At 56.7% G+C, this 12,683-nt stretch carries 10 protein-coding genes; 6 read left to right on the top strand and 4 right to left on the bottom strand.

Features of this window, described 5'->3' with window-relative positions:
• Positions 1-107: 107 nt before the first annotated feature.
• Positions 108-2,042 carry a protein kinase YeaG gene (gene yeaG / locus ACW14G_RS05430; protein ID WP_163445726.1) on the bottom strand — a complete coding sequence of 645 codons (1,935 nt, stop codon included), beginning with the start codon at positions 2,040-2,042 and terminating at the stop codon, positions 108-110.
• Positions 2,043-2,478: 436 nt separating this feature from the next.
• Here yeaG and ACW14G_RS05425 point away from each other — a divergent pair, with 436 nt between their 5' ends.
• Positions 2,479-3,225 (top strand): MipA/OmpV family protein, encoded by a 747-nt coding sequence (locus ACW14G_RS05425; protein ID WP_167576145.1) that lies wholly within the window; start codon positions 2,479-2,481, stop codon positions 3,223-3,225.
• 192 nt (positions 3,226-3,417) lie between these two features.
• On the opposite strand, the gene ACW14G_RS05420 is transcribed toward ACW14G_RS05425, so the two are convergent.
• Together ACW14G_RS05420 and gapA are read right to left on the bottom strand one after the other, a co-directional pair.
• Positions 3,418-4,302, bottom strand: a complete 885-nt coding sequence (locus tag ACW14G_RS05420) for a D-hexose-6-phosphate mutarotase (RefSeq protein WP_167576144.1) — start codon at positions 4,300-4,302, stop codon at positions 3,418-3,420.
• Positions 4,303-4,383: 81 nt separating this feature from the next.
• Entirely contained in the window at positions 4,384-5,379 is a 996-nt protein-coding gene (gene gapA, locus ACW14G_RS05415; RefSeq protein WP_064546246.1) for a glyceraldehyde-3-phosphate dehydrogenase, read from the bottom strand.
• 339 nt (positions 5,380-5,718) lie between these two features.
• On the opposite strand from gapA, the gene msrB reads away from it, so the two are divergent.
• Entirely contained in the window at positions 5,719-6,132 is a 414-nt protein-coding gene (gene msrB, locus ACW14G_RS05410; protein WP_163445720.1) for a peptide-methionine (R)-S-oxide reductase MsrB, read from the top strand.
• 43 nt (positions 6,133-6,175) lie between these two features.
• A complete protein-coding gene (locus tag ACW14G_RS05405; RefSeq protein ID WP_163445718.1) occupies positions 6,176-6,454 on the top strand; it encodes a YeaC family protein in 279 nt (92 codons plus the stop codon).
• Here the strand turns inward: ACW14G_RS05405 and ACW14G_RS05400 are convergent.
• Positions 6,451-8,379 carry a sigma-54-dependent Fis family transcriptional regulator gene (locus ACW14G_RS05400; protein WP_249021978.1) on the bottom strand — a complete coding sequence of 643 codons (1,929 nt, stop codon included), beginning with the start codon at positions 8,377-8,379 and terminating at the stop codon, positions 6,451-6,453. The genes ACW14G_RS05405 and ACW14G_RS05400 overlap by 4 nt on opposite strands.
• Positions 8,380-8,652: 273 nt before the next feature.
• On the opposite strand from ACW14G_RS05400, the gene ssuD reads away from it, so the two are divergent.
• From ssuD to ACW14G_RS05385, 3 genes are read left to right on the top strand one after another with little or no spacing between them, the layout of a single operon-like run.
• Positions 8,653-9,825 carry an FMNH2-dependent alkanesulfonate monooxygenase gene (gene ssuD, locus ACW14G_RS05395; protein ID WP_249021977.1) on the top strand — a complete coding sequence of 391 codons (1,173 nt, stop codon included), beginning with the start codon at positions 8,653-8,655 and terminating at the stop codon, positions 9,823-9,825.
• A gap of 10 nt (positions 9,826-9,835) precedes the next feature.
• Complete coding sequence (locus ACW14G_RS05390) at positions 9,836-11,221, top strand: FAD/NAD(P)-binding protein (protein ID WP_249021976.1); 1,386 nt, start codon at positions 9,836-9,838, stop codon at positions 11,219-11,221.
• A 56-nt stretch (positions 11,222-11,277) separates the two neighbouring features.
• The gene (locus tag ACW14G_RS05385) at positions 11,278-12,675 is read left to right on the top strand and encodes an LLM class flavin-dependent oxidoreductase (protein ID WP_249021975.1); all 1,398 of its coding nucleotides are present in this window, start codon (positions 11,278-11,280) and stop codon (positions 12,673-12,675) included.
• The last annotated feature ends 8 nt before the right edge of the window (positions 12,676-12,683 follow it).

Genomic DNA, 12,683 nt, shown 5'->3' with positions numbered 1-12,683 from the left:
CCTCCCGTACTGCATGTGCCAACTTGCAGCGCCTGTAAGTGCCGGAAACGCCGGCCTACGGGACATTGTTGTAGGCCCGGTAAGCGCACGCGCCACCGGGCAGATTATTAAGACGACTTACGCACCCGCAGGTACCACTCGCACAGCAGGCGAACCTGCTTGCGGGTATAGCCTTTTTCCATCATCCGATCGACAAAATCATCGTGTTTTTTCTGCTCATCGGTTGAGGTTTTCGCATTGAAAGAAATGACCGGCAGCAGCTCTTCGGTATTGGAGAACATTTTCTTCTCAATCACCGTGCGCAGCTTCTCATAGCTCGTCCAGTTCGGGTTGCGGCCGTTGTTGTTGGCGCGGGCGCGCAGCACAAAGTTGACAATTTCGTTACGGAAGTCTTTCGGGTTGCTGATCCCGGCAGGCTTCTCAATTTTTTCCAGTTCAGCGTTCAGCGACTCGCGGTCGAACAGCTGGCCGGTATCCGGGTCGCGATATTCCTGATCCTGAATCCAGAAGTCCGCATAGGTGACATAACGATCAAAAATGTTCTGCCCGTATTCGGAATAGGATTCGAGGTACGCGGTCTGGATCTCTTTGCCGATAAACTCAGCGTATTTCGGGATCAGATAGCCTTTCAGGAATTCCAGATAGCGTTCCGACTGCTCCTGCGGGAACTGCTCGCGCTCGATCTGCTGCTCCAGCACGTAGAACAGATGCACCGGGTTGGCCGCCACTTCAGCGTGGTCGAAGTTAAACACCCGCGAGAGGATTTTAAAGGCGAAACGCGTCGACAGACCGTTCATCCCTTCGTCCACGCCCGCGTAATCACGATACTCCTGATACGACTTGGCTTTCGGGTCGGTATCTTTCAGGCTTTCACCGTCATAGACGCGCATTTTCGAGTAGATGCTGGAGTTTTCCGGCTCTTTCAGACGCGAAAGAATCGAGAAGCGCGACAGCGTTTCCAGCGTGCCCGGCGCGCATGGCGCATGGGTCAGCTCACTGTGATTAAGCAGTTTCTCGTAAATCTTGATCTCTTCGGAGATCCGCAGGCAGTAAGGCACCTTGACGATATAAACACGGTCGAGGAACGCCTCGTTGTTTTTGTTGTTGCGGAAGGTCACCCACTCAGATTCGTTCGAGTGCGCGAGGATAATGCCGTTGAACGGCAGGGCGGAGATCCCTTCGGTGCCGTTATAGTTACCTTCCTGAGTCGCGGTCAGCAGCGGATGCAGCACCTTAATGGGCGCTTTAAACATCTCGACGAATTCCATGATCCCCTGGTTAGCGCGGCACAGCGCGCCGGAGTAGCCGTAGGCGTCCGGGTCGTTCTGCGCATAGTGTTCCAGTTTACGAATATCGACCTTACCGACCAGCGCCGAGATATCCTGGTTGTTCTCGTCGCCCGGTTCGGTTTTGGCAATCGCAATCTGCTCGAGAATTGACGGCCACACTTTAACCACACGGAATTTGGTGATGTCGCCACCAAACTCGTGCAGGCGTTTCGCCGCCCACGGCGACATGATGGTGCCGAGATAGCGGGTAGGCACGCCGTACTCTTTTTCCAGAATCTGCGCGTCTTCCTGCGGGTTGAACAGACACAGCGGATGGTCGTTTACCGGGCTGCGTTCGCCGTTGGCGCTCAGCACGTAGATAGGCACCCGCTGCATCAGCGATTTCAGACGTTCAGCCAGCGATGATTTACCGCCGCCGACCGGGCCCAATAAGTAGAGGATTTGTTTTTTCTCTTCCAGTCCCTGGGCGGCGTGTTTCAGATAGGAAACAATCTGCTCAATGGCTTCTTCCATGCCGTAAAACTCTTCGAACGCCGGGTAGCGCCCGATGACTCGGTTCGAAAAGAGACGGGAAAGCCGCGGTTCCTGGGCGGTATCAACCATTATCGGCTCGCCAATAGCCGTTAATAGCCGTTCTGCCGCGTTAGCATAGGCACTGCGATCCTGCTTACATACAGCAAGAAACTCCTGCAGTGTGAACTCTTCGTCCTTGGCAGCTTCATAGCGCTGGCGATAGTGATCGAATATATTCATGGCATGCCGTCCTTTCGTTTTTTAGCACAGGTTAAGAGCCGTTGGTATGAATAATGGGGGCTCCCGGAAGAGGTAAGCCGAACGACGCTCAACCTTGACCCAGCAACCTGTGTGCCAGGTTGTCGGACAATAAGCAATGACGCTCGCGGCAATTACACCTTCTAAAAATAAGCGTAGATGGCATTTGCAAAACTTGCATGGCGATAAAATCGATTTTCAATGACATATCAATAACTCATCAAAAAATACGGGCATTAAATCTTTTCATCTTTTTTCTTCTTTCATATAGCTGTCACGTATTTGCAAGCCGGTTGCCATCTTTGGCAGAGATAATGGCAAGTCATAATGTGTAATTACAGGTAAAAAATTTGTCGTAGGGCCATGTGGAAGGTAAACTTTCGCCGCTGATACGTTGAATAAAAAGGAATTACAGATTGTGAATCGAATCAAACTTCTAACGCTAGGGGTCCTGATTGCCACTTCGGCTACTGCGGTACAGGCTGAAAGTAAGTTCACGCTGGGCGCGGGCGTGGGGATCGTTGAGCATCCTTACAAGCAGTACGACCATGATGTGTATCCCGTTCCGGTTATTAGTTACGAAGGGGACAACTTCTGGTTCCGTGGCTTAGGCGGCGGTTATTACCTGTGGAATGACGGTACCGACCAACTGTCCCTGACGGCTTATTGGTCACCGATGTACTTCAAACCTGGCGACAGCGACAACAGCCAGTTGCGTAAACTGGATCGCCGTCAGTCGACGATGATGGCCGGTGTTTCATGGTTCCATCACACGCAGTACGGCTCCCTGCGCACAACGCTTGCGGGCGATACGCTGGATAAAAGCAACGGTCTGGTCTGGGACCTGGGCTGGGTTTACCGCTATACCAACGGCGGTCTGACCCTGACGCCGGGCATCGGCGTTGAGTGGAATAGCGATAACCAGAACGAGTACTACTACGGTGTATCCCATCGTGAATCGGCGCGTAGCGGCCTGCGCAGCTATAGCCCGGATAGCAGCTGGAACCCGTATCTGGAACTGACCGCGAACTATCGCTTCGCCGGCAGCTGGAGCGTGTACGGTACTGCGCGTTATACTCGTCTGTCTGACGAAATTACCGATAGCCCGATGATTGATAAGAGCTGGACCGGCCTGCTGTCTACCGGTATCACCTACACCTTCTAATCGTCAGTGTTGATGATCGACAAAGGCTCGCCTTCTGGCGGGCTTTTTTTATGCACTGAAATCGGGCGGCGCTGACCGGGTGCACAATGATGGTGCATCCAATTGGGGCAAAGCTGGGAGAGGTCTTGCTGGACGAGGTGGCGGTGTTGACGAAAACCCGGCGTCGCATGGCGACGACGGGTGTTCCGGTCATTAGCGTTTCGCGACTTTGATCGTCTGCGACAAGCGCGCCGGTTTGTCTTCGGTCGCTTTCTGAGGTGCGCTGGCGCACGCGGTTTCGACGCACACGAAGGTTTTGTAACCGTCATCCGGCATGTCGGTCATGCTGACGGAAAGCGCCGGGCCTGGGTTCCAGCCCACCACGTTGACGTGATGATGGTGGATAACGTCGATCGCACGCTTCAGCGAGGCGTCGTGGATGACGCTGCAGGCTTCTGGATTCAGATAGACGCGGTCGGTGCGGTCCGGGAAGGTCTGCACGCCGTCGCTCAGCTCGCCGATTTCGGCATTCTGCACTTTATCGATGTAACGATCGCCCAGGCCACTCACTTTAACGGCGTGAATATCACCGACGTTGAAGTAAGTGTGCAGCGCCGTGGTGGTTTCAAATTCGCCGTGCGCTTCCAGCTCCATCTCGCAGGTGTGGCCCAGCTTGAATCGGGCCAGCAGGCTGAACTCATGCGGCCAGTACTGGCGGGTGGCATCACTGCTTTTCAGTTCGAAGGTTAACACCACGCCGTTATCGTCTTCATTGTGCGCTTTCAGCTCCCACGGCAGATTACGGGCAAAACCGTGAGCCGGGAAACCTTGCTGCGCCGCCGGGCCGAACCAAGGCCAGCAGATCGGTACGCCACCGCGAATGGCAACGCCGTTTTTGAACGGTGTGTTACCGCTAAGCCACAGCACTTCTTCTTCACCTTCCGGTTTCCAGGAGAGCAGGTGAGCGCCCTGGAAGGCCACGGAGGCTTTCACTTTTGGGTGGTTGACAACGATAACGTCCAGCTCATCCAGCTGGCGACGAGAGAGCACAGGGGTAAGCTGTTCGATAACCGGGAGAGCGAAAATTGTCTTAATCATAATGCAATCCTTGGTGTTGAAAACGTAACCATAAAAAAAGGCGACCGAAGTCGCCTTTTTGGATCAGGTTCTCATCTCAACTTATTTGGAGATGTGAGCGATCAGGTCCAGAACTTTGTTGGAGTAACCAGTTTCGTTATCGTACCAGGAAACCAGTTTCACGAAGTTGTCGTTCAGAGCGATACCAGCTTTAGCATCGAATACGGAAGTGCAAACTTCACCGTTGAAATCAGTAGATACAACGTCGTCTTCGGTGTAACCCAGAACGCCTTTCATCGGGCCTTCGGAAGCAGCTTTGATTGCTTTCTTAATTTCTTCGTAAGAAGCAGCTTTTTCCAGACGAACGGTCAGGTCAACTACGGATACGTTCGGGGTAGGAACGCGGAACGCCATACCGGTCAGTTTGCCGTTCAGTTCTGGCAGTACTTTACCTACAGCTTTAGCAGCACCGGTAGAGGACGGGATGATGTTCTGAGCTGCGCCGCGGCCGCCGCGCCAGTCTTTGTGAGACGGGCCATCAACGGTTTTCTGAGTAGCGGTGGTCGCGTGAACAGTAGTCATCAGACCTTCGATGATGCCGAAGTTGTCGTTGATAACTTTTGCCAGCGGAGCCAGGCAGTTGGTGGTGCAGGATGCGTTGGAAACGATGTCCTGGCCTTCGTATTTGTCAAAGTTAGCGCCTTTAACAAACATCGGAGTGTTGTCTTTAGACGGACCAGTCAGAACCACTTTTTTCGCGCCAGCAGTGATGTGCTTACGAGCGGTTTCGTCGGTCAGGAAGATACCGGTTGCTTCAGCAACTACGTCAACACCAACTTCGTCCCATTTCAGGTTAGCCGGATCACGTTCAGCGGTAACACGGATTTTTTTACCGTTAACGATCAGATGACCGTCTTTCACTTCAACGGTACCGTTGAAACGGCCGTGAGTGGAGTCATATTTCAGCATGTAAGCCATGTAGTCAGCGTCTAACAGGTCGTTGATTGCAACGATCTCGATGTCAGAACGTTCCTGAGCAGCACGGAAAACAATGCGACCGATACGGCCAAAACCGTTGATACCTACTTTGATAGTCATATATTCCACCAGCTATTTGTTAGTGAATAAAAGGTTGCCTGTAAAATTACAAAAACCTTACGCAGCGTCAAGCGGAATCGTGTCAATCATTGCGACAAATCAATCTGCTGCCTAAGCTTTGCATGACTAACCTGTCTCACTCTTCCTATGAGCTAGAAACCACATGAGGGCGGCGCCGGGAATTTTAAAGGGCACGCGAGATAAAAATGTGACGAGTGTCACAATTACCCCGCTGCCTTTTCACGCCGATTAAGTTTAGAACAAAAGTTCACGCTTCATTGTTAATGTTTTGTTAGAATCGCCTGGCAAATGTATTTTTCATAGCGAGATGTGAGCAAAATGGTGAACAAACCTTCCCCGGATGACCTGAAAAATACCCTGAGTGAAATGCAGTTCTATGTCACGCAGAAACATGGCACAGAGCCGCCGTTTACCGGGCGTTTACTGCACAACAAGCGCGATGGTATTTACCACTGTCTGGTGTGCGACGCGCCGCTTTTTCACTCCCAAAGCAAGTATGATTCCGGATGCGGCTGGCCGAGTTTTTATGAGCCGGTGAGCGAAACCGCCATTCGGTATCTCAATGATTACTCCCACGGCATGCAACGTACTGAAATTCGTTGCGGAAATTGTGATGCGCATCTGGGGCACGTCTTTCCCGATGGCCCACAGCCAACCGGTGAGCGTTTTTGCGTCAACTCTGCGTCGCTCAGCTTCACGGATGACGAAAATGGTGACTCCACCAAAGGCTGAAGAAACGATTCAGCAAATTATTCCACAGGAGAGGGGGCTGAGCATGAATATTGAGCAAATGATCGACAACATGACGCCGGAGATTTATCAGCGTTTAGCCACCGCGGTGGAGCTGGGAAAATGGCCGGATGGCGTGGCGCTGACCGACGAACAAAAAGAGAACTGCCTGCAGCTGGTGATGCTCTGGCAATCGCGCAATAACCGCGACGCGCAGCATATGACCATTGATACCAACGGCCAGATGGTGATGAAGAGCAAGCAGCAGTTGAAGGAAGACTTCGGTATTGCACCGAAGCCGATTGCGACGTTTAAGCAGCACTAAGCGGCTGCCCACGGCTCGATAAGCCGTTCTCTGGCGTACCACATCGCTTCTCTGACCGCGACGGGCCTGCTCAGCAGGCCCAGCGCGTAAAAGCGGTCGGCGATGGTCTGCTGTGCGCGGATGGCCTGCATATCCATTTCTCGCGTCTGATGGCTGCGACGCGCCAACGCACAGGCCAGCGATGCGGTGTCCAGCCCCAGTTCTCCCGCCAGCAGTTGCGCCGCCTCGAGGCGATGCCGGTCAATAAATTTCCCCGTTTTCACCAGTGCCGCCACGACACCGGCGATAATGTCCTCGTTCTGCTGCGCATACTGGCGGTGGGTGAGATAGAACTGATGGTTGCTGACGCGGCCCTCGCCGGTCGCCAGCACGCGCAGCGTTCCGCTGCGTTCAGCGGCGCTCAGTACCGGGTCCCACATCATCCAGGCATCGGCGGACAGATAGTCGCTGGCGGTAAGCGGGTATTTTGGCGGCGCGTAGACGATCTTAACGTCATCCAGACCCAGCCCAGCTTCTTCCAGCAACTGCACCAGCAGCCAGTGCACGTTCGAACCTTTGTTCAGCGCAATACGCTTTCCCCGTAGTTGGGCGAGTGAGCGTATATCGCTGGCGTTGGGCACGACCATGGCCACACTCCGCGGCGCCGGTGGCTCCCAGGCCACATACAGAAGCGCGTTGTCTTTCGCCTGCGCGAAAATAGGGGGCGCTTCGCCGGTGGTGCCAAAGTCAATTTCGTTGTGACTGAGCGCCTGTAGCAGCTGCGGGCCGGCCGGATATTCGCTCCACATCACGTTAATCCCCAGATCAGCGAAATTCTGCTCCAGCAGCTGACGCGCCTTCAGCACGCCCAGATTGCCAAACCGCTGGTAGCCAATCCGCAGTTCGCGCTCACGCGGCGTGGTCGGTGGCAACTCTCCAGGCTTACGCCGTTGCTTAATGACGCCCAGATGCGCCAGCTGTGTGCGCAACGTATGGCGGCTGACGCCAAGCAGCTGTGCGGCCTGGCTCTGATTATTTTGGCTTTGACTCATTGCCGCCTGAATCATGGCGCGCAGCATACGGTCGTACAGCGCGCCGCTGTGGGCCAATAGCTGACGGCGCATAAACTCTCCCAGTTCATCGTGTTGCGCAGGCGATGAGGAGGGCGCCGAGGTCGCAGAGGCGAGGCGAAGATGCTCAGGGCCCAGTTCCACATCCGGATTCAGCAGCACCGCATTGTGCAGGGTATTTTCCAGTTCGCGAATGTTCCCCGGCCACGGATAGTCCTGCAGCAGCGCAAGCGCCTGCCCGGAAAGCCGCTGCGCCGGACGCCCAAGTCGGCGCGCGTAAAGCTGCACGAAATGGTGCGCCAGAACCGGGATATCCTGCCGGCGCTGACGTAATGGCGGCAGGGTCACGGCGGCGATGTTCAGGCGATAGAAGAGATCTTCGCGAAAGCGACGCTCCTGAATGGCGCGTGCCAGATCGACGTGCGTCGCTGCCACGACCCGCACGTTAATGCGAATAGGTTTGTGGGAGCCGACGCGGGTAATCTCCCGCTCCTGGAGGACGCGCAGCAGCTTCACCTGCAATGACAGACTCAGCTCGCCAATCTCATCCAGTAGTAACGTTCCGCCTTCCGCGGCCTCAAACCAACCCTGGTGAGTATGCGTTGCGCCGCTGAATGCGCCTTTCTCATGGCCAAACAGCTCTGACTCGGCCAGCGACTCGGTCAACGCACCGCAGTTAACGGCGAGGAAAGGCCCGTTTGCCCGTGGGCTATGACGGTGCAGATAACGGGCGACCACCTCTTTGCCGGTCCCCGTTTCCCCGACGATCAGCACTGTGGCGTCGGTGGGGGCGAGGCGCGCCAGCACCTTCTGAAAGGCCTGTGAGGCCGGGTCGACCAGCGCCGGCCCGGATAATGTGAGTTCTGCGTTGAGCATCGGAATTCTCCAGCAAGTTCATGTCTGGACGGTATCTGTTGGCGGCGTAAGTTTCCATAGGGGGGAGGCGCGTGGTTGTCGCCATTGCGGCAGCGGATGCCGTCAGGGTGTTGCATTTGCAACAGTTTCTGAAAATTAATATTTCATTTAATTACTTGATAAGTAACGATATTTTTTCTTCTGAAAATTGGCATGTATTTCGCTAACTCCTTTATAACTGACGAAGATAACCGCTTCGATAAATACCAAATATAGTTATAAAGGAAATGGATAATGACAGTACAAGCCGCTGAACAAATCAATGTCTTCTGGTTCTTACCCACCCACGGCGACGGGCGGTATCTGGGCACCACCGAAGGCGGTCGTCCGGTGGATCTCCCTTATCTGCAACAGGTGGCGCTGGCGGCGGATAGCCTCGGCTATTACGGCGTACTGATCCCCACGGGCAAAAGCTGTGAAGACTCCTGGCTGGTGGCCGCCGCGTTGGCGCCGATTACCCGTCATTTGCGCTACCTGGTGGCCGTACGTCCCGGTCTTCAGCCGCCCACGCTGGCGGCGCGGATGGCCGCCACGCTGGACCGCCTCTCCGAAGGGCGTCTGCTGATCAACGTGGTGACCGGTGGCGATCCGGTGGAGAACAAAGGCGACGGTATTTTCCTCAGCCACAGCGAACGCTATGAAGTGACCCATGAATTTCTGGAGGTGTACCGTCGCCTGCTGGCCGGTGAAAAGGTGGACTATCACGGTACGCATATTCAGGTGGAAGGGGCGGAAGTGCTGTTCCCGACGGTACAGCGCAATGGCCCGCCGCTGTACTTTGGCGGTTCCTCGGCAGAGGCGATTGACGTTGCCGCCGACCATATCGATGCCTATCTGACCTGGGGGGAGCCGCCGGCGCAGGTGGCGGAAAAGCTGGCGGTCGTGAAAGCTCGGGCGGAAGAGAAGGGGCGTCAACTGGAGTACGGTATTCGTCTGCATGTGATTGTGCGCGAGACGGAGGAAGAGGCGTGGGCCGCCGCCGATAAGCTAATTGCACACCTGGATGATGACACTATCTCTCAGGCGCAGCAGATTTTTGCCCGCATGGACTCAACCGGGCAGGCGCGCATGAGCGCGCTGCACAACGGAAATCGCGACAAGCTGCGGATTGCGCCAAACCTGTGGGCGGGTGTCGGTCTGGTTCGCGGCGGCGCAGGGACCGCGCTGGTGGGAAATCCTCAGCAGGTTGCCGAACGTATCCGCGAATATCAGGCGCTGGGAATCACCAACTTTATTTTCTCCGGCTATCCGCATCTGGAAGAAGCGCACCGCTTCGCCGAGCTGGTCATGCCGCTGCTGCCAACCAGCACCCAGCCGCGTTCCGCGAAGGGGCAAGTTAACACCGGGCCGTTTGGCGAGACCATCGGTGGGGCGAAACGGCCTGTCCCGCAGGCGAGCGCCAGCTGAGGAGTTTGCGATGTCACGACCAGAAAGCGAACCGCATATTGTGATTGTCGGGGGCGGATTCAGCGGCGCGGCCGTTGCCCTTCATTTGCTGCGCGAGTCGCGCCGCGCCCTGCGCATTAGCGTGGTGGAGCCGCGTCCCGCGCTTGGGTTTGGGGTGGCCTACTCGGCGACCGATCCCGCGCATCGAATCAACGTTCCCGCCGCGCGCATGCAACTGGCGGGTGACGACGACGGCGCATTTGACCGTTGGTATCGCCGGCACGGCGATTTTCCGCAGGACCCTCAGGCACAGCTGGCGGACGGGAGCGTCTACCCGCAGCGTGGCGCATTTGGTCGCTACGTCCAGGAAAATCTGGCACAGGCGATAAAAGCGTACAGCGGCAGCCTGACCCATATACGGGATCGCGCGGCGGGCTGGCATGACGGGTGTGTGATCACCGCCGAGGGGCAGCGGCTGCGCGCCGATGGTCTGGTGCTGGCGGTGAGTCACCCGCCGCCACGCTTGCCGACGGTGGTCCAGCACGTCGCTCAGCACCCACGACTGATTGCGAACCCCTGGCGGGCTGGTGCGCTGGCGGCCATTCCGCTGAACGCGCGGGTCGCCATTATGGGCACGGCGCTGAGCATGGCAGATGTCGTGGCGACGCTGCATCGTCAGGGGCATCAGGGAACAACGCTTGCTTTCTCACGCCATGGATTACTCTCCCGAGCCAACGCGCCGCTCGCCGCATCGGCGTGGCAGGCCAGCTATCAGACGGGCACATTACGCCAGCGCCTACGGCAGATTCGCGCGGATATCCCGCGGGCGGCGGCGCAGGGGTTGCCCTGGCAGGCCGTTCTGGATGCCGTACGCAGTCAGGGCCAGACGATCTGGCAGCAGCTTACTGAGGCTGAAAAGCGACAGTTTTTACGTCACCTGCGTCGCTTCTGGGATGTGCATCGCTACCGTATTGCGCCGCAGGTGGCGCAAGCCATCGCGGAAAAACGAGCGGACGGCACTTTTCGCTCGCTGGCGGCTCGGCTACAGGCGCTGACGGTTGAAGGCGAGGCATTTCGCCTTCAGTTGGCGCAGCGCAGCGGGGGCACCGTGTGGCAAGAGGTTGACTATCTGGTGCTCACCACCGGGCCAGACCATGCCGATTTAGTGGCGAGCCAGCCGTTTCTGGCGGCACTGCATCAGGATGGGCAGATTCGCCCGGATGCCCTGGGCATGGGCATTGAGGTTAACGCGCATTCGCAGGCGGTTGGCGCTTCTTCGCGCATATGGGTTGCCGGCCCGGCGGCGCGCGGGCGATTCGGCGAACTGATGGGACTCCCGCAGGTGGCGGAGCATGCCCGGCAGGTCGCACAAACGGTGCTGCAAACCCTGACGAGCCGTCAGAACGTGACGGCCTGAACCTCGAGATAAACGCATTATTGTGCCGGGAATAACCGGGCGCAGGAGAGATTGTTATGTCATCACAACGTGAAATTCGTCTGAATGCTTTTGATATGAACTGTGTCGGCCACCAGTCGCCGGGGCTGTGGGCGCACCCGCGCGATCGCTCCTGGCAGTATAAAGATCTGGATTATTGGGTCGATCTGGCGCGTCTGCTGGAGCGCGGAAAGTTTGACGGTCTGTTTATTGCCGACGTGCTGGGCGTCTACGATGTCTATAACGGCAACGGTGACGCGGCGATTCGTCAGGCGGCGCAGGTGCCGGTAAACGATCCGCTGGCGCTGGTCACCCCGATGGCGCTGGTGACGGAGCATCTGGGCTTTGGCCTGACCGCCTCGCTGTCATTTGAACACCCCTATCCGTTTGCTCGCCGTCTCTCGACGCTGGATCACCTGACCAAAGGCCGCGTAGGCTGGAATATCGTCACCTCGTATCTGGAAAGCGGCGCGCGCAATATCGGCCAACAGGCGCAAACGGCGCACGATGCCCGCTACGACTATGCCGATGAGTATCTGGAGGTTATCTACAAACTGCTGGAAGGCAGTTGGGAAGAGGGGGCGATTCTGCGCGATCGTGAACGGCGCATTTTCAGCGATCCGAGTAAAATTCACGCCATTAATCATCATGGCAAATTCTTTGATGTGCCGGGCTATCACCTGTGTGAGCCGTCGCCGCAGCGCACACCGGTGCTGTATCAGGCGGGCGCGTCCAGCCGCGGCAAGCAGTTCGCCGCCAGCCATGCCGAGTGCGTGTTTGTGGCTTCGCCGTCAAAAAGCGCGCTGAAAAAGACCGTGGCGGACATTCGCCGTCGTGCGGCGGAGGCGGGGCGCGATCCGCGCAGTATTCTCATTTTCAATATGCAAACGGCAATCGTCGGCGAGACGGATAAGGCCGCGCAGGCGAAGTGGCAGGAGTATAAAAACTGGACCAGCTACGAAGGCGCGTTGGCGCTGATCTCCGGCTGGACGGGCATCGATTTCGGGCAGTATCAGCCGGATGAAGTGTTTACCTATGCCAAAACCAATGCGATTCAGTCGGTGGTCGATACCTTCTCCACCGCCGACCCGGATAAACAGTGGTCGGTTAAAGCCATGGCCGAGTGGGTCGGTATCGGCGGTTTTGGTCCGCTGATTGTTGGCAGCGCTGAAACGGTCGCCGATGAGCTGCAGTCGTGGGTGGAGGAGACGGACGTGGATGGCTTTAATCTCGCCTATGCGGTAACGCACGAGACCTTTACCGATGTGGTCGAGCTGTTGATTCCGGAGCTGCAAAAACGCGGCGTCTATAAGCGCGAGTACAGCCAGGGGACGTTACGTGAAAAGCTGTTTGGCGGTAGCGCCAGACTTCAGGCTCCGCACCCGGGCGCGGGGTACCGTATTCATGAACAAAGCGGGATTTTAACGCCGGTGTAATGCTGGCC

The sequence above is a fragment of the Kluyvera sp. genome, assembly GCF_965301105.1.
This window is presented reverse-complemented; position numbering and strand designations above follow the sequence as displayed.